This window comes from Sporolactobacillus shoreae (assembly GCF_004684935.1).
Lineage (GTDB): Bacteria > Bacillota > Bacilli > Bacillales > Sporolactobacillaceae > Sporolactobacillus > Sporolactobacillus shoreae.
In genome coordinates this window covers 212,967-236,364 of the sequence record NZ_SRJD01000002.1, presented here as the reverse complement: position 1 = coordinate 236,364, position 23,398 = coordinate 212,967, and the positions used below count along the sequence as shown (strand labels likewise).

At 44.2% G+C, this 23,398-nt stretch carries 23 protein-coding genes and 2 riboswitches; of the genes, 6 read left to right on the top strand and 17 right to left on the bottom strand.

Features of this window, described 5'->3' with window-relative positions; genetic code table 11:
- Positions 1-14 precede the first annotated feature (14 nt).
- The 3 genes from E4665_RS03030 (at position 15) to E4665_RS03020 (ending at position 4,380) form a co-directional block, all read left to right on the top strand.
- Positions 15-758, top strand: a complete 744-nt coding sequence (locus E4665_RS03030) for a sugar isomerase domain-containing protein (RefSeq protein ID WP_135347332.1) — start codon at positions 15-17, stop codon at positions 756-758.
- 581 nt (positions 759-1,339) lie between these two features.
- Complete coding sequence (locus tag E4665_RS03025; RefSeq protein ID WP_135347331.1) at positions 1,340-2,269, top strand: DUF1672 family protein; 930 nt, start codon at positions 1,340-1,342, stop codon at positions 2,267-2,269.
- A 17-nt stretch (positions 2,270-2,286) separates the two neighbouring features.
- A complete protein-coding gene (locus E4665_RS03020; RefSeq protein ID WP_135347330.1) occupies positions 2,287-4,380 on the top strand; it encodes an SA1320 family protein in 2,094 nt (697 codons plus the stop codon).
- An 88-nt stretch (positions 4,381-4,468) separates the two neighbouring features.
- Here the strand turns inward: E4665_RS03020 and E4665_RS03015 are convergent, their stop codons facing one another.
- Positions 4,469-4,834, bottom strand: coding sequence for a hypothetical protein (locus tag E4665_RS03015; RefSeq protein ID WP_135347329.1), 366 nt, complete (start codon positions 4,832-4,834; stop codon positions 4,469-4,471).
- A gap of 103 nt (positions 4,835-4,937) precedes the next feature.
- Here E4665_RS03015 and E4665_RS03010 point away from each other — a divergent pair, with 103 nt between their 5' ends.
- Complete coding sequence (locus E4665_RS03010; protein ID WP_135347328.1) at positions 4,938-5,141, top strand: hypothetical protein; 204 nt, start codon at positions 4,938-4,940, stop codon at positions 5,139-5,141.
- A 163-nt stretch (positions 5,142-5,304) separates the two neighbouring features.
- Here the strand turns inward: E4665_RS03010 and E4665_RS03005 are convergent, their stop codons facing one another.
- The 5 genes from E4665_RS03005 to E4665_RS02985 are packed head-to-tail and all read right to left on the bottom strand — an operon-like array spanning position 5,305 to position 9,304.
- Positions 5,305-5,937, bottom strand: coding sequence for a precorrin-2 dehydrogenase/sirohydrochlorin ferrochelatase family protein (locus E4665_RS03005; RefSeq protein ID WP_135347327.1), 633 nt, complete (start codon positions 5,935-5,937; stop codon positions 5,305-5,307).
- Positions 5,912-6,658, bottom strand: a complete 747-nt coding sequence (locus E4665_RS03000) for a sirohydrochlorin chelatase (RefSeq protein ID WP_135347326.1) — start codon at positions 6,656-6,658, stop codon at positions 5,912-5,914. Before E4665_RS03000 ends, E4665_RS03005 begins: the two co-directional genes overlap by 26 nt.
- A complete protein-coding gene (gene cobA, locus E4665_RS02995; protein WP_135347325.1) occupies positions 6,658-7,434 on the bottom strand; it encodes a uroporphyrinogen-III C-methyltransferase in 777 nt (258 codons plus the stop codon). Before cobA ends, E4665_RS03000 begins: the two co-directional genes overlap by 1 nt.
- Positions 7,435-7,444: 10 nt before the next feature.
- Entirely contained in the window at positions 7,445-7,663 is a 219-nt protein-coding gene (locus E4665_RS02990) for a DUF3906 family protein (protein ID WP_135347324.1), read from the bottom strand.
- A gap of 12 nt (positions 7,664-7,675) precedes the next feature.
- Entirely contained in the window at positions 7,676-9,304 is a 1,629-nt protein-coding gene (locus E4665_RS02985) for a nitrite/sulfite reductase (protein ID WP_135347323.1), read from the bottom strand.
- 85 nt (positions 9,305-9,389) lie between these two features.
- Positions 9,390-9,498, bottom strand: a riboswitch (SAM riboswitch).
- A gap of 156 nt (positions 9,499-9,654) precedes the next feature.
- Positions 9,655-9,763, top strand: a riboswitch (SAM riboswitch).
- Between the two features lie 229 nt (positions 9,764-9,992).
- Between E4665_RS02985 and E4665_RS02980 the strand changes: the two genes are divergently transcribed.
- Together E4665_RS02980 and E4665_RS02975 are read left to right on the top strand one after the other, a co-directional pair.
- Positions 9,993-11,345: a YeiH family protein gene (locus tag E4665_RS02980; RefSeq protein ID WP_135347322.1), complete on the top strand. Its 1,353-nt coding sequence runs from the start codon at positions 9,993-9,995 to the stop codon at positions 11,343-11,345.
- A 56-nt stretch (positions 11,346-11,401) separates the two neighbouring features.
- On the top strand, positions 11,402-11,770 hold the full coding sequence (locus tag E4665_RS02975; RefSeq protein ID WP_135347321.1) for a hypothetical protein: 369 nt from the start codon (positions 11,402-11,404) through the stop codon (positions 11,768-11,770).
- A gap of 217 nt (positions 11,771-11,987) precedes the next feature.
- Here the strand turns inward: E4665_RS02975 and E4665_RS02970 are convergent, their stop codons facing one another.
- The 11 genes from E4665_RS02970 to E4665_RS02920 form a co-directional block, all read right to left on the bottom strand.
- Positions 11,988-12,794, bottom strand: a complete 807-nt coding sequence (locus tag E4665_RS02970) for a MoaF C-terminal domain-containing protein (RefSeq protein WP_167815089.1) — start codon at positions 12,792-12,794, stop codon at positions 11,988-11,990.
- A gap of 167 nt (positions 12,795-12,961) precedes the next feature.
- The gene (locus E4665_RS02965; protein ID WP_135347319.1) at positions 12,962-13,681 is read right to left on the bottom strand and encodes a tryptophan synthase subunit alpha; all 720 of its coding nucleotides are present in this window, start codon (positions 13,679-13,681) and stop codon (positions 12,962-12,964) included.
- A complete protein-coding gene (locus tag E4665_RS02960; RefSeq protein ID WP_135347318.1) occupies positions 13,678-14,835 on the bottom strand; it encodes an iron-containing alcohol dehydrogenase in 1,158 nt (385 codons plus the stop codon). Before E4665_RS02960 ends, E4665_RS02965 begins: the two co-directional genes overlap by 4 nt.
- The gene (locus E4665_RS02955) at positions 14,832-15,587 is read right to left on the bottom strand and encodes a nucleoside phosphorylase (protein ID WP_135347317.1); all 756 of its coding nucleotides are present in this window, start codon (positions 15,585-15,587) and stop codon (positions 14,832-14,834) included. Before E4665_RS02955 ends, E4665_RS02960 begins: the two co-directional genes overlap by 4 nt.
- A gap of 16 nt (positions 15,588-15,603) precedes the next feature.
- Positions 15,604-16,548, bottom strand: coding sequence for a carbohydrate kinase family protein (locus E4665_RS02950; RefSeq protein WP_135347316.1), 945 nt, complete (start codon positions 16,546-16,548; stop codon positions 15,604-15,606).
- Complete coding sequence (locus E4665_RS02945; RefSeq protein ID WP_135347315.1) at positions 16,548-17,114, bottom strand: cysteine hydrolase family protein; 567 nt, start codon at positions 17,112-17,114, stop codon at positions 16,548-16,550. Before E4665_RS02945 ends, E4665_RS02950 begins: the two co-directional genes overlap by 1 nt.
- The gene (locus tag E4665_RS02940; RefSeq protein ID WP_135347314.1) at positions 17,107-18,015 is read right to left on the bottom strand and encodes an ABC transporter permease; all 909 of its coding nucleotides are present in this window, start codon (positions 18,013-18,015) and stop codon (positions 17,107-17,109) included. Before E4665_RS02940 ends, E4665_RS02945 begins: the two co-directional genes overlap by 8 nt.
- 7 nt (positions 18,016-18,022) lie before the next feature.
- A complete protein-coding gene (locus E4665_RS02935) occupies positions 18,023-19,099 on the bottom strand; it encodes an ABC transporter permease (protein WP_206663548.1) in 1,077 nt (358 codons plus the stop codon).
- A 6-nt stretch (positions 19,100-19,105) separates the two neighbouring features.
- Positions 19,106-20,632 (bottom strand): ABC transporter ATP-binding protein, encoded by a 1,527-nt coding sequence (locus E4665_RS02930; protein ID WP_135347313.1) that lies wholly within the window; start codon positions 20,630-20,632, stop codon positions 19,106-19,108.
- A gap of 260 nt (positions 20,633-20,892) precedes the next feature.
- Positions 20,893-22,086, bottom strand: coding sequence for a BMP family lipoprotein (locus E4665_RS02925; protein ID WP_135347312.1), 1,194 nt, complete (start codon positions 22,084-22,086; stop codon positions 20,893-20,895).
- Positions 22,087-22,622: 536 nt separating this feature from the next.
- Positions 22,623-23,369, bottom strand: coding sequence for a GntR family transcriptional regulator (locus E4665_RS02920; RefSeq protein ID WP_167815088.1), 747 nt, complete (start codon positions 23,367-23,369; stop codon positions 22,623-22,625).
- Between the last annotated feature and the right edge of the window lie 29 nt (positions 23,370-23,398).

Below are 23,398 nucleotides of genomic sequence, written 5' to 3'. Positions count from 1 at the left end.
AGGAGAATGCAATCATGAGCGATGTCATTACCTTATATTTTGAACATGTTAAAAATATAGCCGACACTGTTCTTCGTACTCAGCAAAAGAATATTAATGCAGCCGCCCATATCTTTTCTGAGACAATCAAACGCGGAAACACAATCTATGCATTCGGCGCCTCACACGCAGGCATCATCACGGAAGAACTCTTCTACCGTACAGGTGGTCTTGCTTTAATAAATCCTGTACTGACCCCATCACTTATGCTCAATACAAAGCCAGTGACGATGACTTCAAAAATGGAGCGGTTGGCTGGTTTCGGCGAGACAGTTTTTTCATCGACTCCCGCAGCTAAGGGGGATGCTCTGCTGATTCATTCGGTTTCCGGCAGAAATCCAGTCGCGATTGAGATGGCACTTGCGGCTCGATCGAAGGGCCTTCAGACGGTTGCACTGACAAATCTCACTTATTCAAAACAAGTGACGTCAAGGCATGAAAGCGGGAAAAGGCTTTTTGAAGTCTGCGATATTCTGATTGATAACTGTGGTGATTTTGAGGACTCATCCATTCAATTGGAAGGCTTGGAACAAAAGGTCGCACCAACATCCACAGCAATTGGTTCATTAATCGCAAATTCCATCGTCATCAAAACTGTGGCTAATCTTCTTGCAGAAGGCATCACTCCGCCTGTCTTTCACAGTTCAAATGTCGATGGCGGGGATGAATTTAATGCTAAAATTTTTCAGGAATATAAAGAAAGAATCCATTATATGTAATTTGTAAGATTAGATTAATCATAACTTTAGCCTGGAAAGGACGCTGCTCCCTTTCCGGGCTTCTTTGATGACTTTTAATGTTCAAGGTCTTTGTGGCAGGTTAATTCATTTGAATGCTGAAAGCGAGTCTGTACTGATCAAATTCAGTTTGAGTTTCAATTTTTAGAGAGTAACCCGCTCACTTAGTATGATCGCTTCTTAAGCGATAAAGTACACACGATTATCTCATTCTCAAAAGAGTATACTTTCATCTCCCAGAAAACAGACCCGAAGCAGCTGTCGGATCTCCTGACCGATGTCAATCTGCTCGGTAACGTAGAGCCTGATAAGCTCAAGGTCACCAGCCATCATTTTGATCAAATGAGCCAGAAATACGGCGTGAGCTCAGTTTGCGGCAATTCACTCGATGGATACATATAAACTAATTTAGTAACTATGACTCACCATCAACTTGGGTCTTATGCTCTATTTTGTTCCAATTAGTTATCTTAATATTTCCATCTTTATCCTAAGGGTTTAAAATAAATCTAATTCGAAATCGTTTACATACAAGTAGAACTCCACTCTGGGAGGTCACCACCTTGAAAGTAAAAAAACTCTTAATCCCCATTTTAAGTATTTCATTATTCTTGGGAGGATGTTCCCTTTTGGACAATGTACATCAATCAAATTCGAGCACTAAAGCTGGAAACAGCAAACAGAACAACAATGCTTTTATGAGCGTCCAAAAATACACCGGCCAAGGCTATTCACTTGATGGCGGCGCAGAAAACGATAAAATTGCCGAAGCTCATCGAAGCGAGGTCATCCAAGCTGTTCAGAATTTTTTTCTGAAAAAATATAAGACTCAGGTGAAGGTGCATAATCTAGTCGGGAATCGTGATGGAGTCACTGTTTTTGTGGAGTCTATCGGTGAGCCGCATTTTTACACTTACGCGGTAATACCAATTGATCAGGCCAGTAAAAAGGTACTGACAGATGGAGTATTTTCCGAAAATGGCAGAGTTGAAGATGCGATCAGTACTGGAATTTACGCAATGATCTATGATAAAGAATTTCGAAATCTGGATAACTATTTAAGCAAGGTTGTGTCAAAATATCCTATCACAGGTATCAGACAAGAGGCCGTTGAAAATGTTGGCGGAGATGGCTATAGTACGCCATATTATTATACCTCTATCGCAAATAAAGCAATTTCTGTTAATGTCATCGATTTATATTTAAAACACCCTGATTGGAACAAAGATGAATGGAAAAAAGCTTTGAAAGATGCAACAGTTGATCCTAAATTTATACTTATAACCTTACAGCTGTTCATGGAGTCCCCTAATCAAAAACCAAGCAAAGCAATATTTAATTCAATTATTGCAGATATAGAGCAAATGAAGGGCCTTCCACCTGGATCCTACAGCATTTTTCTTAACGATAATCGTATTGATGAGCAAACGGCGAGAGGTGCAACTGATCATGTGTTGGAAAGAGCAGATCCATATGAAATTATTAAGTACTAATTGGGAAGGTGTACTCTATGCCAATTATCGAGGAGCATAAGGTAAATCATTTACTTTTAAACACAAATGATAAAGATTTAGCTAAACTAGCAGGCTATTATGCCTACAAACAAAACAAAAAAGAATCATATATAGATAATGGGCGATACAAAATTGTTGACTTAACTAACCCGAACCAAAATCAAACCGGTCTTAATGCTATGACAGTAAAAAATGTTGCAACGGGGGAGTATACTGTCATCTTCCAGGGTACAAACCCAAAGCAGTTATCGGATCTCCTGACCGATGTCAATCTGCTCGGTGACGTAGAGCCGGATCAGCTCAAGGCCGCCAGCCATTATTTTGATCAAATGAACCGGAAATACGGCGTGAGTTCAGTTTGCGGTAATTCACTCGGCGGGGCGCTTGCTAATGTGGTCGGAATCAGCCACCCCAAAGTGAAGACTGTGACTCTGAATCCGGCGATTTTGCCAGGCGGGATGGTTGACCCGAATCAAGAGTATTCTAATATTAACAATTATTTCAGTAAATATGATCCATTGACGCTCGGTGAAGAAAGCCTTCAATTATCCGATCGATTTCCGGGGAATATTTATCGAATAAATTCCGGCGCCCCTTATCTCAAAGATTTTTTATACAATCATTTAGGTTATGGAGAAGATCAAACACCAGAATCTGTTGAGATCGGGAACAAAGGCGAACCGGGCTACGGCCGGATTTACATTGCGGCCGATGACCATATTGTCACCAGCATCTGGACAGGGCAGCCACTGTATGGAGGAGGCGGTTCTGGTCGGATCGAAATTAATAAGGACGCCCTCGAAACGCTTGCCGACGCGTTGCAAAGCCAAGTGCTGGATCATTTAAAACGCGAGATGGATTACACACGGAACGCCAATATAATCGTCGAATCGGAGAAGAAGCAGCGTGCAAACAGGTTGGCCAAACTTCAGAAACAATTTGAGGATATTCTTGAAAATGCGGCCGGCAATAGCCCGTTGTACAAGGGCATCACTTCAGGCGGTTATGTGATCAGCGGAGTCCTCGGTCAAATGGCCCAGAAGCTATATGAAGCCGAGATGCAATGCCACTCCCTCCAGCTGTCCATTTTTTCGCCTCCGCAGGATTATGCCGAGTATTTTGTTGTTAAGGATCTCGGGCTGGAAGGAATGCTAAGCCAGTCCCGCCAGTTTTTGAACGATATCAAGATGCATTTTGAAAATCTGAGTCGCTGCTCAGCGAAAATTTTAAAGCAGGTGGTGCCGCAGCTTCTTGCGAGCCAGGCCAAAGGATATGCGGATGCTGTAGTTGACGAAATTTTTAATCATGAGGTTGTGGTCGGCAAGAATAATCAGCGCTTGTACAACCAGATCGACAAGTACCGGAAACAGGTTCGCGCTGTCGGAAGTCATTTTCAGTCCACAGATGAATCCCTCGCCAAGGGTATTCAGAATGGTGGATCACCCCGGGCCGGACATACTTCTGTCACTGGATCAAAGAACGGTCAGCTCGCAACTTCAACGTATCTGGTTCATAAGATGAGCGTCAAATCCATTCAAGTGGAGCACGCCCTGACAGAATTATCCGATACCATTCGAACGCTGTTGACTCCGATCGTAAATGAACTTTATTTGAGTCTGTTTGCTATGGAACAGCTTATAGAAGGCCTTTCTTCTGCCATTAAAATCGTGGGCCGGTCTGTCTGGTATGTCGGTATCCCCACCACGCTGATCAGTCTGTTTACAAACTGGGATGATCAACTGAACAGCAAAATCAATAGGGCACTTAAACCTGTGGACGATTTAGCGGAAAGTATTCATAGTGTCCGAACAGGCATCAACCACCTCAACGCAAACCTGCCCGGCCTGGTGATGCACTACAGGCCCTATATTGTGAGCGCTGTTTTTAACAATCAGGGGTACGCCAACGTGATTGCTTACAACAGCGCGGCCGTTGGCATCCTGGAAGAGATGGAATTGCTCTTTCAGGATATTGTCCGCCAATTATCCGCTCAGAAGGGCCAGTCCATTACCGCCCTGTACGAACACTCAAAATCTATCCTAAAAAATGTCAAGTTGCTCCACAGTGACGTGGCGCGTGGAACGTTGTAATCGCTCGGCAGCATCTGCCCGGAACAACAAGAAATCACTTCTCATTCATCCGCTACTTCTTCTTACCGGCTGAATTTATAGTTGCGCGTCAGAATCCGTACTTATCTGCTTGACCTTGAATCCACTGATCCAATCCTTCCAATAACTTCAATTGTTCCGTTTTATTATGGAATTCAGGCTGCAGCACACTTTTCAGGCACTTCTCTCTGAGCCCCCGATCCAGATGCTTCTCCAGAATCTGCTGCCTGAGAAGAGATAAAAAATCCAGATAGCCCTCAAGATCATCATTAAGCCCGTTTGACAGATCATCGCGCAGCTTTTTCGCGTAAAAAGGGCTTGCACCACCTGTTGAAACTGTGAGGGTCAGGCGGCCACGCCGGACAACAACGCAGTTTGTCGAACTCTGACATTGGTCCAATTTTTTAATTGGAGGATTTCTAGAAAACCGTGACACATATCCTTCACTAGCTTAAATTGCTCTAAATTTGTGGATAATGTATACTTTAATTGAAATACGCATAATCTGTTACCAAAAGTAGTCTGGAGGTAGCAGTTTTATGAAGGACAAGGAGGATAAGGAATTGAAAACCATTACCCTTCAAGAAATTGATACGAGAATTGAAAGAAACTATTCTAATAATAAAAATGCTATTGAACAATTCGATAAGCAATTATCAGAACGTAAGGATTTGAAAAGGGGTCGCGTTAGGCCAAGAGATCCAGTCGAAGCAAAGATCTTATCAAGGTTCAAATTAAAGTGAGGTAATAATAAATGAACATTGATAAAGCCAAAGAGGGACTAAAAAAAGATAGATCGTGCAGACAAGTTCAATGCTATGATAGAACAGTTTCAATTTAAATAATTGCACTTATGAAATTGATTGATGCCTGGTCCCATTAGCTTTCGACTACGTTCGTCACTTATCAGTCCAGATCTCGTTGATTTTGAATCCACTGATCCAATCCTTCCAATAACTTCAATTGTTCCATTTTATTATGGAATTCAGGCTGCAGCACATTTTTCAGGCACTTCTTTCTGAGCCCACGATCCAGATGCTTCTCCAGAATCTGCTGCCTGAAAAGAGATAAAAAATCCAGATATTCTTCAAGATCATCTTTAAGCCCGTTTGACAGATCATCGCGCAACTTTTTCGCGTAAAAAGGGCTTGCACCACCTGTTGAAACTGTGAGGGTCAGGCGGCCACGCCGTGCCACCGCGGGTACTGAAAAATTTCCAAGTGAGGCATTACCGGCCACGCAAACCAATTGATTTGGCCGTGCGGACTCAGCGATTGCGGCATTCACCGTCTCGTCATCGGTGGCAGCAATGATCAGGAAAACCCCCTCAGCGTCCGTATTGATCCAGTCTCTCTTCTTCCAGATGACGGCCCCTTTTTCAACCCACTCCTGCACCTGATTGGAGGCTTTTTCACAGATGACTGTGACCCGGGCACCGCAGCTGACGAGTGAACGGATTTTGCGTGTTGCGACAGAACCCCCGCCGGCGACCACGGCGCTTTTCCCTTCCAAATTAAGAATGAGCGGATAATCCGGCATGCGTGGCCTCCTCAATTCGTTTCCGAAGCAATCGGATCAATGCGGGGTGGTAGCCCAGGGGCCGGCAGAGCACAAACGAAGCCTGATGATCGCCGGCCTCGATTGATTTTTTGATTGTTTTCATCAAAACACCTGAAAATAATAAGTACGGAATAATATAAACTTTGTCCGCGGCCTGCTTGGAAGCGAGCTCTAGTCCCTCTTTCAGCAGAGGCTTCGCAGCCGCCATGTAACAAACCGAAACACGAGAAACACCGCGTTTCATCAGCATAGCGCTAATCTCTGAAAAGGCACGGAGCGTTTCCGGGTCGCTGGATCCTCTGCCGACAACAAGTACGCGCTCATTCCTGGTCCGTTTGTCCCGCCGTTCGTGGAGACGCTCCAGCAGAATATCAACGATACGGTCGTCCACACCGAAAGGGCGCCCGTAGATAAATCGCACATTCGGATAAAAGGCCCGAGCTTTCTCGATTTCACCGGGAATATCCCGTTTGTCATGGCCTGCTGAGAGAAGAAGAATCGGCTGAACAATCACGCAGTCAGCGCCGAGGCGGACGCAGCGGCTGATGCCTTCCTGAATGTCCGGCCTGACCAGCTCCAGATAACAAATCTGCTGAATCGGAACATGAACCTGATCCATACACTGCGCCAGAAATTGATTCAACTGGTGGACACCCTCGGCGACTCGCGAGCCATGGCCGACATACAAAACGGCCAGCATCAGAACGCCTCCCGGAGGCTGGCATCCTGCAAATGCTCATTTTCAAACCATTTCAGCTGCTCTCTGAGCTTCACGCACTCCCCGACGACGATCATGGACGGGCTGTGAACCTGCGCCTTCTCCGACACCTCACTGAGATCAATTAACGGTGCGGTCAGCGTCCGCTGGCGTTCCGTCGTCCCCCATTCGATAATAGCTGCCGGTGTGGACGGGCTTCGGCCACCCGCAATCAACTCGGCTACCAGGTGTGGAAGGGTGGACACACCCATGTAAATAGCGAGGGTGTCGGCGGCTGTAGCCAGCTTTGACCAATCCGTTTTGTCCTTGCTTCCGGCTTTACCATGGCCTGTTATAAAAGCGACTGATCCAGCGTAATCACGGTGCGTGACCGGTATGCCCGCGTATGCAGGCGCAGCGATTCCCGCCGTAATTCCAGGTACAATCTCGAATTCGATATTTTCTTTCGCGAGTTCTGCGGCTTCTTCACCACCGCGTCCAAAGATAAACGGATCCCCGCCTTTCAACCGAACAACGGTTGTATATAAACCCGCATATTTTACGAGCAGATGATTGATCGCGTCCTGGCTGAGTGGATGCATGCGCGGCAGCTTCCCACAATAGACTAATTTTGCCGAATGCTTTGCCTCCTTGAGGAGGTCTTTGCTGACCAGTCGATCATAGAGAATCACATCCGCGGCTCTCAAAAGCCTCAATCCCTTGACCGTGATCAGATCCGGATCCCCCGGCCCCGCTCCGACGAGGTAAACTTTTCCCATACGGTCACCTTCATTCATAAGATTCTCGCGGCCGGATCAGATAACCGGCCCCGTTCTTCCCGATACTCTTTCTCTGGATTAAAGCAATGTCTGTGATTTTCGGCTTTTTTAAATAATGATGCTGAATTTCCCGGTCCGCAATCCGAAAAGCCTCTGCTTCACTCTCCGCAGCCGCGACAATCGGAATCTCTCCTTCTTCCGTGGAAGCAATCAAACGATACAATTCCATCTACTTTCTCCCTCATTCCCGCTCACTTGTTGCAGCTTTTAGAATGTCGTCCAGAACGGTCTGCAATTTTTCCGTTCCCAACCTGTTTTTAAAAGTGAAGAATGTTTCACCCTTCTCTTTTTCCTTCTTGAAATAGAGCAGGAAATCTTTGAGCACATCGGAAATGAGCGATGCCGCAATTCTCCCCTTCAGCCGTTCGTTGAAATGCCCGCCACCGGTGAGCGTGCCGCCGACAAAGATCTCATACGCGTCAACCAGTTCTCCTTTTTGTGTCCGCAGCTTCAGCCCCTGAATGCCGATATCTGCGATATGGCGCTGCCCGCAGGAGTTGGTGCACCCCACCATATAGATCCGCACCGGGACATCCAGATCAACCTCTCTGTCAAGCCGGGCGGCGATTTCCTCCATTTTATCTTTGGTGTTCGTCAGCGCGAGGTTGCAGAACTCGTTGCCCGTGCAGGCCATCGCGTAGCCGGTAAAAGGAGTCGGATGAACAGGGAACTTTTTGAAAATGTCCTCAGCCAGCAGATCGTTCAGTGCACGATCGGGAATGTTAGGGATAATCAGGTTCTGGGAATTCACCGTCCTCAATTCTCCGCTTCCGTATTGCTTCGCAAGCCCGGCGATCTTAGAAAAGTCGCCTGAGCTGATCCTTCCCACTGGAACACTGATTCCGACATAATTTAAGCCATCCTGTTTCTGAGGATGCGCGCCAAAAAAGAATCCACCATTCCATCCGACGGTTTCGTCCTTGCCCGCGGAAGGCAGCGGTCCGGTCAGTTCCAGAACTTTTTCTTCAAACTTCCGGATGCCCCAGTCCGCAACCAGATATTTCAATCGGGCACGTGCCCTGCTCTTCCTGTATCCGTAATCTCGGTATAACGTCGTCACCGCGGAGGCAACGTTCCTGACTTGGTCCTTTGCGACGAAGACATTCAACTGCTCGGCGAGATAGGGCTTTGCCGCAAGCCCGCCGCCGACTTTGACATGAAAACCTAGCACTTTCTTCCCGTCAACGACTTTGGAAGCCGGTGTAAACGCGAGATCATTGATTTCCGCATGTCCGGCATTATAGATATTGGCGTTAATTGATATCTTGTATTTTCTCGGCAAATTCGAAAAATCAGGATTATCCTGAAAGAAACGGTAGATTTCATTCACGGTCGGCCGTGTATCAAACAGTTCATCCCGGTCAATGCCCGCAAGAGGATTGCCAACCACATTTCTCGGCGCATCCCCTTCCGCTTCGCTTGTTGTCAGATCAACCTTCTTCAGAAGGTCAAAAATTTCGGGCAGTTTTTCAAGCGGTACCCAATGATACTGGATCGACTGCCTCGTCGTTATATCGAGAATATCCCGTCCGTAATCATGGCCAATCTCCGCCAGCACCTCCGCCTGCTCGGCATTCAAAATACCGGTTGGAATTTTGACACGCATCATAAACAAACCTTTATCCTGAGGTTTCTGTACGGTCAAACCAGCATATTTAAAATACATGTATTGATCCTTTGGGATGGATTCAAAGCCGTCTCTCGCATACTTCGGAATGTCTTCAAAAATCGATAATCCGTCTTTCTTAAGCTTATTGATTTCGTTCTTATTTAGTTGCTCATGATCCGCCCAAACCTTGACATAACTCAAAATGATCGTCCTCCCCCTGATTGATTAAAGGGCATGAAAAAAGCCCTTTCCATTTTGAATTTAGGAAAAGACTTGGGTCATCCTATTCCTATCTTTCAAAATGGCAGTCCATTTTGCTGGAATTAGCACCTTACAGTCTTCCTGCAGGTTGCTGGATGTCATCGGGCCAGTCCCTCAATCACTCTGGATAGTTGTTTCGTTTCATTTATTCTAGGATGTTGTCAAATTATTGTCAATATATCTCATCTGTTTTATCGGATATGTGCCTGTCTTTTTGTGTCGAAAAAATTTTCCAAAATAAAGATTGCCTTATTCCAAGTAACATGATAGGATATATTCAATTTAATTGACTCTTATCAAGAGAGACGGAGGGAATTGGCCCGATGAAGTCCGGCAACCACTTTGCATTCTGTAAAGTACAGGTGCTAAATCCAACAGGATTTTCCTGAAAGATAAGGACGTGAAGCACACTGTTCCAGTGCCAGCCCCTTCTTTCAGAAAGAGGCTTTTTTTATTGAATCACTAAAGAAAGCGGGGTGGGAACCATGGAACAGTGTGTCATGAATTCTTGCACTTAACCAAGTAATCTGATGTTTTTAGTTATTTATATTCGATAAGAGCCCGTTAAACATTTTTTACTGTCTTGCCTGATTTCGGTTGTGAACATTATTTTTAGGAGGAATCATACATGTCTATTGATTTAACGTCTGAAGGCCATTCAAACACGGTGAGAAAAAGCGGATGGTTCGAGCTGATCCGCAAAGAAGACTGGTGGGCCGTCTGGGTCGGCTTATTTCTTGTTCTTGCGGGAATTCTGTTCTGGACTGCCGGAAGTTCGATCAAAGTTCTGACCGCACAGATACAGAAGTGGACAGATTTTCCGACGCTTGGCGGCATCCTGTCCGCACATCTCGGTTCAATCATTCTGCTCTTCCTGACTTTCCTTATCTTGTTCTCTGTCGCCGCGGCCTTTCTTCATATCAAAGTCGCCCCGTTTGCGGCCGGTTTTACGGTGCTGTTCATTATCAGCGTCATTGTCAACGTTTTTAGTTCCTGGGGATGGGCGCTGCAGTATGATCTTGAAGCGCCCATCGTGGCACTGGCTATCGGATTGATCGCCGGAAACCTTATTCCTCTGCCCGGCTGGTTCTCATCCGCGCTCCGGACCGAGCTTTATGTCAAGGTCGGCATCGTCCTGCTCGGTGCGACCCTTCCGTTTACTTTAATCATTCAGGCAGGACCGGTTGCCTTCCTTCAGGCCACACTGATTGCAGTCATTACTTTTCTAGTGATCTATTTCGCCGGCACACGATGGTTCGGGCTTGACAAACCACTCGCTGCAACACTCGGCGTCGGAGGCTCGGTCTGCGGTGTCTCCGCGGCGATCGCCGTTGGTGGTGCGATCAAGGCGAAAAAAGAACATGTTTCAATCACTATTTCAATCGTTGTGATCTGGGCAGTTGCTTCCATCTTCCTGCTCACATTACTCATCAAATGGCTTGGCATCCCGGCAGGACCGGCAGGCGCGTGGGTTGGTACATCAGAGTTTGCGGACGCAGCCGGTGTTACCGCGGCAAGCGCGTTCGGTGATCACGCCCTGAATTCCTTCACACTGATGAAAGTGATCGGTCGCGATATTTTCATTGGTGTCTGGGCTTTCATACTCGCTTTTATATCCATCACCTTCTGGGAAAATAAAAAAGCGGGAACCAAAGCGGACGCCGGTGAAATCTGGCACCGTTTCCCCAAATTCATTATCGGGTTTTTTGCCGCTTCGATTCTCTTGACGGTGGTCATCGCCGCGACATCTGCATCAGGTCGCTTAGTGATCAATACAGACGTTATTGCGCCGATCAAAGAATTCAGAACATGGGCGTTCACCTTTACATTCCTTTCGATCGGGCTGACCACACGCTTCAAGCAACTGACCTCCTTCGGCTGGAAACCCTTTGCCGCTTTCAGTACCGGTGCCGTGGTCAATATTATTCTCGGATATATCCTTTCCGTCCTGATTCTTCATAATTTCTGGGCATCGCTTTAAGCCCGACGTAAATTAGGGCATTTGGGAGCCTATCAATAAATAAGGAGGCACGGATCATGAAAACTGATCAGCTGACATGCAGGCAGAGAGTCACGTTCATTTTTAACTTTTATCCCCATTCAGAGCGATCCGGATCGGTCGTCACACTGAAAAATTGGCAGAACCGGCTTCGGACCCCGGACAGCGGTACGGTCAGGGAATTGAGCAATTACTTGTCCATCAGGCTTGAGCATATCGCCCGGATGATCGAGATCCTTCAGTCTGAAAATGATCAATGGATCGTCACTGGTAAAAGGGATAGAATCATCTTGGAAACAGACAACATCGACTTCCACTCTGCAGTCGATGCCCTGGCCGAAGAAGGTTTTCGTGCACAGGACTATCAGCTTGACGTCGAGTATGAACGAAAATGGGGCATTCTTTGATTCGCAGACCTGATGCGAGACAATTTTAATTTTAAAAAGGCATCCCTTGATCACCAGATCATCGGATGCCTTTTTTGGGTTGATGGGCGTGGAAAATTTTCTCTGGCCTTATTTTTCTGCACAATAGTAGTTCCTGAAAAGGAATGATTTAAGGAACCCCTGAAATTGACAATGAAGAGCCATTACGCGAACAAAGCGTTCTAAGACACCAACAATCTTAAAGTCCCTCGTTTTCAAAAATCAAATTATTTTCCGGGTATCCCGTCCGATTTAAAAAAGTGGCGTAGGCATTAATTGCAAAATTTGAAACTTTTCCTGTTTCATAATTGTCGTAGCCATAAAGTTTTCCATAAGAGTGCATAATGTCTAAATCTTCCACAACGACACCAAGTGTGGGAATGATTTTTTCAATCCAGATAAAGCAGTACAGGTAATCAGCAATTTTTAAATAATAGCAGCGATCTGTATCAGAAAGGCCTTTCTCATTGCCTTCAACACAATGCCAGCAGTACAATTGCTGATTGAGATAAATGTGTTCGTAGCTTCCAGATGGACTGTAAGAAAACAAAATCCGCTGCCCGATGAGATCACTCGTCTCCATATGCCTTTTCGTAGTAGAAGAAAAAGGTGCATTGATTCTTGCGTGACGGATTTCCATATTGACCACTGTCAACGGCAAATCGTATTTTGCCCGATCTAATAACGGGATGCTCATTTTCTCCGCTGTCGGCAAAACAGCGGTAATGATCGTTGCGATACCTTCAGCTGTATCCATGATTACAGATACGGACTTTGTGCATCCATACGAAACAACTAAATCCAGAAAATAGATAGACTTGCGTAAGGAATAGGCACGATAACCGCAGACGGACCGAAATGGCGAATCCTCATCAACACCCGATTCAGTATACCTGACCGCTGCCGGAGCTAAAAAATATAATTCAAGAATGGTGCCGTTCTCCTCAAAAAGGCGGAATTTTTTATGAGCAAGGTAACTCACGGTTGATAGGATGTTATCACTCATACCAATGGGGCCTTCACCTTCTCTGCTAAACCTGTTCCTATGTCCTTCTATTCCCACATTATTCCCCTCCAGATCCATGATCGCTGAAGTCAATCACGCACTTAGGAGGAATCTGCAGGAAATCCTTTCCAAGTGCCTCTTAAAACTCTGCTGACTTTTGAAAAGTCTTAATCACACGCCGCTTTATAGTCCCCGATCACTTTCTCCAGCATAGGCAGATCTTCATGCAGCTTTAAAATGACACTCCCGACGAATACACCATCTGCCCCGGATTCTTTAACCATGAGCACATCTTCAGGTGTACGTATGCCGACTCCGCAGTATATAGGCTGGTCAATACCCTGATCCCGCAAAAAGTCAATGCAATTTTTCAGTTGCGGGAATTGCGGATTCACGATACCCTGCGTTGGCTTTGCCTGTAAATAGACGAAACCATTTGAATTTCTTGCCTGATTCACTTCTTCATCCAGCAATTGATACTGGACGTAACAGCTGACCTTCAGGTTGTTTTGTATCAAATTCATTTTGATTTTTTGATCTTTGATGCCAACCAAAATAATGTCGTTAAACCCATTGTTTATGCAAAAATGTATAAATTTATCTGATCCGATCTCCAAAATAGTATTTTCATAAACCATCAATATAAATTTTGTCTGAGGAAGCTCGTTCTTAATTTCTATCATTTCCCGCATATAAGCATCGTAATCATCACAGTTCTCCAATGCTGTTTTCATTCGGCCGGCAATAAACTCATTTTCTAAGAATGGATTGTGACTTGGAAAATCCATTTCAATCACATCACATCCGGCATTAACATAATTCTCCGCCATCATTTTACTTGCATTAAGGGTGGGATATCCATTTGACAAATAACAGATCAGTTTCATAGATTTTTCCCTCCGTAATAGCATTCCATGAACAAATCGGCAAAATCTGATACCTCAGGAATAATTGGATTCGTTTTTGTGCATCCGTCTTTCTTTGCAATCTCCGCCATCCTGTTCAAATTATTCTTAAAATCCGCTTCGTCCGGAACAACTTCTTTTAAAGTTTTCTGTATGCCCAAGCGTTCATTCAGATGATCGACGAGTTCAGCCAGATTTTCATTGCCCAGTTTTTTGCCCAGCTCCTTATAAATTTTATCTGCATAGGGCACATGGCTGTTGTACCTGATAATGTACGGCAGTATAATCGCATCGGCCAGACCGTGGCTCACATGATACAATCCTCCAATTGTGTGAGCCATAGAGTGGACAATACCTAATGAAACATTCGTAAAAGCCAGACCGGCCATCATGGAGGCCATCATCATATGGTCCCGTGCATCGAGATTTTCCCCATTCGCATAGGCTTCAGGCAAATAGACAGCAATATCACATGCAGCTTTTGTCGCCAGCACATCGGAAAGATAGTTTGCCCTGTTGGAAACTAAGGATTCAACGGAGTGTGTCAGCGCATCCATGCCCGTTTCAGCGGTAATATGCGGCGGCATCGAAAGCGCCACTGCAGGATCGCAGATAGCTATGTCAGGCATCATTACCATATTTCCCAGTCCATGTTTCAGGTCCTTCTCATCATCACTGATGACGATTGATCTTGAAACTTCACTGGCCGACCCACTCGTTGTCGGAATGCAAAGGTATCTGGCTTTTGTCCGTAATTTAGGAAACGCCTTTGCATTTAATAGCGCTTCAAGTGTCGTCATTTCAGGATGCTCATAGTAGATCCACATGGCCTTGGCCGCATCCATCACAGATCCTCCGCCCAATCCGACGATCAGATCCGGTTTGAATTGTTTTATTTTTTCCGCGCCTTCCCACACGATTGAAAATTGCGGATCTGATTTAACTCCTTTAAATAGAGCAACCTCAGCACCATTGTCCCGGAAAAGATTCTCTACCTTATTCAGGACTCCATTACGCTCCATGCTGGAACCACCTATGACGATAAACACCCGTTTTTCAGGTATTTTGTGTATATACTCGAGGCTGCCTGCCCCGAACATCAATTCATTCCCCGCCAGTTTCATTGGTCGCATCATTTTTTATTTCTCCCCTCCTGAATGTAGATACCCTGTAAGGCGACCCGGCATAATAGATCTTCTGCTGCCGCTCTTTCGGTGCTCTGAAGCTTCTCATTCAAATTTTCCGATACGGTGGCAACGGTCAACACACAGCTCCTGATGCCCATCAGATTACCCAACGTGAGAATACATGAAGACTCCATATCCACACCCAGCGCATGATAGCTCTTCAATTTTTCAAAAGTAGCCATTATATCAAAATCAAGAGCTTTGGAAAGCCTGGATTCATGCATTTTGGAATAGAATCCATCCATTGAACAGGTTATCCCGTTATGATAGTTTGCGTTAAAGGATGTCACCGCTTCATTCATGCAATTCACCAAAGCAAAATCGGCAACAGCCGGATATGAATTTTCAACGTATGTACTGCTTGTACTCTCTCCCCTCATACAGGCTGAGGGAATAATAAAATCGCCCAGCATCTCGCTGTCCAGAGTCATGATCGTACCCATACGCACAGCAACCTTCATACCTGCCTGATAGAGTTCCTCCATGGCTATGGCTGCTGATGGCGCACCAATACCTGTTGATGTAACGGTTACCGGGACACCCTGATAGGAACCTGTATAGGTGTTAAACTCTCTGAAAAAGCCTACTTTTTTTGGGTTGCTTAAATATTTCTTTAATACTTCCACCCTCCAGGGATCACCCGATAAAATAACATTTGGCGCGATGTTCTCTTCCGAGAGTTTCATATATAATGTTTCCATAAGTGGATCCTCCTCCCTATAATGAATGGCTGTATTTTTCATAACGCGTCATCAATTTGCTGCAGTCAGGAAGGTTGGTACAGCATCCCTCGGACTCCAATACGAAGGAAGCCAGTGTTGCACCGAGTGCCGCACATTCACTGACCTTTTTATTTTCTAAATAGCCATAGATAAAACCTGACAAATAGGCATCTCCCGAGCCTGTCGTGTCGATAATCTTTTTACATTGATAGGCGGGAACAATTCCCTGAGTCACTGTTTCGCCTTCTTTTCTGTACCAGGCACTTCCGTCTTTGCCGCAGGTTGTAACGATGATATCCGCATTCCCTTGTTTAAAAAATCCGGTGATATCCATTTTAAAAATTTCTTCAATTGCCTTTCTTTCTGTTTCATTGGTAAAAATGATGGTCGAATAACACAATAAATCCCACAATAAATCCCTCGGAAAAGCATCAAAATCCAATTTCATACTAAAAACCAAAGGGATCCGGTATTTCTTGCATTTTTCAAAAAAGGCCAGATTATCATCATAGGGACCAACCGTAATAACAGCTAGTCTGGTGCCCGCAAAAAGATTGTCGTTCAATTCTCCGTAGTATTTTTTATCCATAGCTCCCGGATAAAACAACGTTATATGGTTTCCTTCTTTGTCTTCCACCAGATAAGAACAGGATGTATATTCGTGATCAATTTTTGTCAGACCATTCAGGGACACATGATGATTAACCAGAAAATCTTTAAAACCAATTTCCTCGTAGTCTGTCCCGACCCGGATAATAGGTAAGGCATTTTTGCCGAGTTCGCATAATGCAGCGGAAATATTAATCGAGCATCCGCCGTAATTAATTTTTGAGTTATCCTTATTACTGATGATTGAAGTAAAGCCCACTTGCGCCGGACTTTGAATTTTTAAAATTCTGTCCATACTGACATACCCAGTTGTCAAAACATCATAACCCATTACAAATCACCTTTTTCCAGCCTGCCGAAGAACTCCTCCATCGATACAACTTCTCCGAAATACTTCTCGATATCGGTTAAATGGACTTCATTGACGACGTCGGAATTTGTAGCCACGCATTCGCGGATCACGATCGGCTTGTAGTCTAAATAATAGGCATCGGTTACTGTCGCCCGTATACAGCAATTGGTCTTGGTTCCGACAATCACTGTGTTTGCAATATGGTTTTCTCTTAGTACAAGATCCAGGTCCGTTCCGAAAAAACCACTGTAACGTCTTTTCTTTATCACATAATCCTTTTTTTCGTCGACTTCCAGCACCGGATCAATCATTTCCCCTCCGCTTCCTTCAATACAATTGGGACGCATGTTGATCAGATTTTTATCAAACTTTCCTTTTCTATAGCAATGCTGTAAAAAAATGATCAGCATATCTTTATTCCTGCAGTAATCAATCACTTGTTTGATTTTCGGCAAAATGAGTTTGTTTTGCGGATAATAAACCAGACCCTCGGGATTGGTAAAATCATAGACCATATCGACGACAATCAAAGCCGAATTATTCAAATTTATATCCCCTCATTTTATTGTTTTTGTACCGGTAAATTGAAACAACCGCAAGAACTACTGTCATCAGAACGTAGGGTACGACATTGAACAGACCGGAAGCTGATCCTGCATACGTGCTCAAGTCAACCGACAGGGCCCACGCCAGACCGAATATAATGGCAAATAGTGAAGATGTCACCGGTCGCCCCTGCCCGCAATAGATCGCGGCAATGGCTATGAAGCCTCTTCCGGCTGTCATATTGTTTGTGAACAACATTAAATTTTCCATCGCCAGATTGACACCAGCCAAAGCTGAAAAAAGCGCACCAATCAGCACTGCCATGTATTTATAGAAGTCTGTATTAATTCCGACACTCTTAGCTGCGTCTTCATCCTCGCCAACAGTCCTCACATAGATGCCAAGCTTTGTTCGGTACATGAGCAACCATACGACGAAGATCAAAAAAAACGAGAGATATGTAATCACGGTATGTCCGCTGATAATTTTCCCGATAAACGGTATATTTTCGATCAACGGAATGTTCACCTTGAAGATGGAAACATTAATCGTTTTTACATAGATATTTGAACTGTTCATAAGCCGCAGAACAAAGGCGGCAATACCCGAAACCATCATATTAATTCCTAAACCAATGACAATGACATTCCCCTTACATGTGATGCCCAGGAACGAAAATAATAGGCCCAGAAGCAAACCTGAAACCAGCGCACCAGCTACAGCGAGCGGTATATTCCCGGTAAAATAAACGATGAACATAGAGACAAAAGCACCTGAAAGCATCATGCCTTCCAAAGCAATGTTAAGTACGTTCGCTTTATAGGCAAAGTTTCCGCCAATAACGCACAAAATAATCGGCGTACTGTACAGGATCATATCGAATAGAATGTTACTTATCATCCGCTGATCATTCCTCCTTCACGCTGCTTTTCTTACGAAAGAAAGATCTGATTCGATCAAACACATGTGTGTTTTCGCTAATAAATTTAACCGAAAGGAACAAGACAAGAAGACTTTGGATCACAGCTATGATTTCCTGCGGTACACCCGTGAAGATGTTGATATCCTGGCTGCCATTTTTCAAGGCACTATAAAAAACGGCTGCAACCAGAACACCCAAAGGGTTATGACCGCCAAGTAAAGACACCAGCATCCCGTCCCATCCCATTCCTGGGTTGGCGGAAAAATTAAGTGTATAGCTGTATTGGTCACTGAGCATGTACCCCGCCCCGCCCAAGCCAGCCAGGGCACCGCTGATCAGCATCAAGGTCACAATCTTATTGCCCACACGCATCCCTGTCGCTTCGGCAAATCCGGGATTTTTGCCGATGGCTGTCATTTCATAGCCTAGTACAGATTTTTTCATCACAATGTACATGATGATAAATACAAGCATGACAATGACAAAAAAGAAAGTGATGTGCGTATCTCCAAATCTGGGAAACATCACGCTTTTAGGAATCATTGGCGTGGTCACATAACCGGATCCGTTATCACGGAATATCCCCGTCGTAAGAAATTCCAGAACCGTCGCCATCGCATAGTTAAGCATGAGTGTAACGACCATCTCGTTGACTCTGAAGTATTTCTTTAACAGCGCAGGCACTAAGGCAAACAGCATACCCCCGATGATACCGGCAACCAGACAGATAAATTGCGCAAGCGGACCGGGAAGAGATTTGCAATAGAGTGCAACAATTCCTGCTACAAATCCGCCCAATACGAATTGTCCTTCAACACCCATATTAAAAATATTGGCTTTAAAGGTGATGGCAATCGCGAGTCCCGTCAATATCAAAGGCGCCGCTCCATGCAAAGTGTAAGCCAGCCCCTGAGGTGTAAAAAGCGACTGCTGGAACAGAACCTGATAGGTTGTAAAGGGGTTCTGTCCAATCATGGTGATAATAATACCGCCAATAAGCAGTGCCAAGATCACGGGCATGAGTGAATTAATGATACTCAAAGGTATCTTTCTGCCTGTCAACTTTTCTCATCCCCCTTGCTCATCGTATATACCCGCCATTAACAATCCAATTTGCTCTTGGGAAGTCTCTTCCGGGTTCACACATCCGACGATTTTTCCTTTATACATGACCAGAATTCGGTCAGACAAAGCCATAATTTCCGATAATTCACTGGAAATCAATAGTACTCCATTACCGCTGTCCCGATAGTGCACGATTTTCGTATGAATGTATTCAATGGAACCAATATCAACACCTCTCGTCGGCTGACAGGCGATCAGCAGTACCGGTTTGTTCTCCAATTCTCTGGCAATAATCAGCTTTTGCGCATTACCACCCGAGAGTTGGCCAACCTCTCCATTTCTGTTTCCAACCCGTATGTCATATTGTTCAATATAATTGTCTCTGAGCGCATTTATCTTTCTATAATCCAGAAGTGACCAATGTCTGATTGATTGGTTTCGATGATAACCGGCAATAGAATTATCAGCGACAGTCATTGTAGCGCAAAGCCCTTGAGAAAAACGATCTTCCGGGATAATACCGATTTTGTTGCGCCTGCATTGATCTGGCCAGAAATTAGTCACTTCCTGATCCTCTAAAAAGATTTGGCCTTGCTTGACACCCATCAATCCGGTTAAAGAATCGATCAATTCCGACTGGCCGTTTCCCTCCACGCCTGCAATGCCCACTATTTCTCCCTTTTTCACTGAAAAAGATATGTCTCTTAAGACTTTGCGCCCGTATGAATTCATGACTGATAAGTTATTTACTCGATAAATTTCCTTTTGATCTCCAATTTTTTTATGATGATTGGCGACATCAAGAGTAACCTTTCGTCCGACCATCATTTGTGCCAGTTCAGTCTCTGTTGTTTCTGCCTTGCCGACAGTCCCAATTACTTTTCCGTGTCTGATTACCGTGATATGATCGGCTAATTCCATAACCTCTCTTAATTTGTGCGTAATGACGATAATTGTTTTTCCATTACTGCGCAGTTCTTTCAAACTGTCGATAAACTTGTCCACTTCCTGCGGTGTCAGTACTGCAGTAGGCTCGTCAAAGATCAAAATATCAACATTCCTGCAAAGCATCTTCAAAATCTCGACCCTTTGACGTTCTCCGATTGAAAGATCCTCAATTTTTGCCAGCGGATCCAGATCAAATTTATATTTCTCAATTAATTCACGAACAGACTCTATTTCTTTCTTTTTGTTGATCAGAAACCTGCTTTTCACAATCTCATTGCCAAGGAGCACATTCTCATAGATCGTTAAACTCGGCACCAATTTAAAGTGCTGGTGAACCATCCCCAGTCCTCCGCTGATCGCATCCGCCGGCGAATGGAAAACTACTTTCTTTCCTTTGACAAAAATTTCTCCGGACGTTGGTTTGAGCAGCCCATACAGCATGTTCATTAAAGTTGTTTTACCCGCTCCGTTTTCTCCGACAATACACCTTATCTCCTGGCTTTGAACAGATATGCTTATCGCGTTATTGGCAACAAAGTCTCCGAATTTTTTAGTTAAACGAACGGTCTCAACTATATTCATATTGACCTCCAAAATAATAAAGAAAACTTGGCGAGACGAGGCATCCAATACAGATGTGCTGAAACAAAAGCAATAAACCTTATTTCAGTTACTCGTACGGTTGATCCTTTTGAAAAAGGCTTTGTTAAACTTATCTGTTGTTTTTCGCTTCAGACGCTCGCCTTCCGCTCCAATCAACGAAGGGCAAAAACAACATTGAATTGAAACATAGCCTTGAAAAAGAATACAAGACATGATTCGTCTTGTATTCACCATCGGTATTATTTAAAAGTGACGTTTTTCAGGGAAGACGGATCGAATTTTTCTCCAATCTGCGCGTTTGTCACCTTTATCTGTCCATCATTAATCTTATTGGCAATCGTATTCAATTCAGTTTTAATTTCCTTCCATTTTGCTTTAGCTTCCGATGTGTTGGCCAAGTGTTTCTGAAGAGTAGACATGTCCGTTATTCCAGTCGCTCCGGACGCCAGAGAGTAATTCTGGACCCGGGCCATCTTATTGAGCGAACCGTGCACCAACGCATCGGTCAGTTTATACACCGGAACTTCCGTATTTTTCAGCGTACTGGTTAATACATAACCCGGTTGCTGGCTGTCTTTATCAGCGTCAACCTGAATCGCTAGTTTGCCGGCTTGTTTCGCTTTTGCCGTCACACCATCTCCAACGACACCCGCACAGGCAAAGACAACGTTAGCCCCCTTGTCGTAGAAGCTTCCGGACAGTGAACTTCCAAGTGACGGATCTGTGAAGCCGGCGTTGAAATTCGTGTAAAAATCATAATGAACACCCAGCTGCTGTGCCACATAATTCACGCCTTCAATGTACCCATCTGAAAATACAGTAATACCATTTGAATTTGTTCCGCCTATAAATCCAACGGAGCGCGTCTGGCTGGTTGGTGTAAAGTTATACCCTTTGCCGAATAATGTCTTCGCATTTTCATTGATCAGTGCGCTCGCCGCCCCGGCAAGATATGACGCCTGATGAACATTAAACATGACAGAGATCACATTCTTGAACAATGTCTTTCCATGGCTGTCCACATTTGGATTGTCATTAAAAACCACAAATGTTGTATTAGGGAATTGTTTGGCAATCGGTGGATTATTTCCGACGCCCTTGACCAGAGCATTAAAATCATATTCCAGAGTGAAGATCAGATTGTAACCATTTTGGGCCAGCGCCTGAAAGGATTTGGCAGTCCCTCCATTGGTATAATCAACCACTTTATACTGAACGCCAAGATTCTTGCTTGCTTTTATTGCGCCCTTGATCGCCGAAGCATTATACCCATTATCATTCCGTCCAGCATCACTTGTGATAATACCTATTTTCAGGTCCTTTGCTTTAGAGCCGCCTGTTCCGGATGATGCCTGTGACCCACACCCTGTTAACGCAAAAGTAAATACCAACATGACTAAAACAAGAAAGATACTGATGGCCCGCTTTTTCATACTGATTCTCCCCTTTTGTAGATGATTGTAGTTTGTGTAAGTAAAGATCATAAACCAGTCGATTTACGCCTTTATTTACGAACCAAAAAAGATCGAAATCGTGGTTGTCACACTATCTTACAATTGTCTTTATATGTCGAAAGACAATGTGAACTAATGTAACATCCTTATTGATATAACATCATATCATTATACAAATGGCAAATCAATATGTTTTTTAAATTATTCAGAATTTTAGTAACTGTGTTTTTGGGGGAAATTCAGTAACAAATAGGCTTGTAATCGGTCAAATACTGATTGTTAAAAAAATGAAGAGAGAGCTCGGAGATGGTATTTTGCAAATTTAAAGAGAGGTCGCTGGGATGTGTTGTCCGTTCTTCAATTCGGGAAAGAAGTCTTATTAAATAAATCTAAATCTGTTAAATGAAACCAAGCAACAGGATACCGAAACTCTTCGATCCATGCCGCTCTTTAGTTTGGGTTTAAAAGAGGTAGAGCAATATGTCATATTCTCCTGTCTAGATTAAAAAAATCGATCAATCCTGTAAGGTAATTTTGAAAGAATCTGTACGGTAATAACTGTTAACTACTTCACAATACTTCTGTACGCCTTTTTTCATGTAACTGGATACGGCATGGATTTTCAGTAGCGGAAATCCCTTATCCACTTGTAAATACGTAAGCAATTTGCCTTGAGCCATCGTGGCTTCAAGACTTCCCTCCGCTATTTCAATATCCAGATGGTATTCATTGCGAACGATATGCGTCAGGGATTGCTCCTCCAGATTCATTTCAGCAATACCCTCCAGATCCTCGAGTGAAAGAAAACCGTCGGAAAAATTAATAGGTGAGCCGTCCGCATAATAAATTCTGGAAAAATGGAGGACTGGGTCACCGACTTCCAGCCTCAGTTCATGCGCAACAGTATAATCGCACTTCACTACCTTTTTAATCAACACCTTACGGGAGGGAACCATGTCCTGTCTTCTGATTTCTTCACTGCAGCTAATCATTTTCTTTGAAAACGGCATATTCGCACTTTTGACACTGCGTACGAAAGTGCCCCGTCCCTGCAGTCTGTATAAGTAGCCTTCCGTTGTTAATTCATCTAAAGCTCTTTTTACCGTTATTCTGCTGACATTGAACTTTTGCTGCAATAATTTCTCAGTGGGGATTAAATCATCCTTTTTTAATTTTCCCGACTGAATATAGTCAAGGACCGCCTTTTTTACTATATAGTATTTTGGTAAAACGGTTTGAATATTTGAATTTGAAAGATCCATCATCGATACATCCTCTCTCTAATTTACAA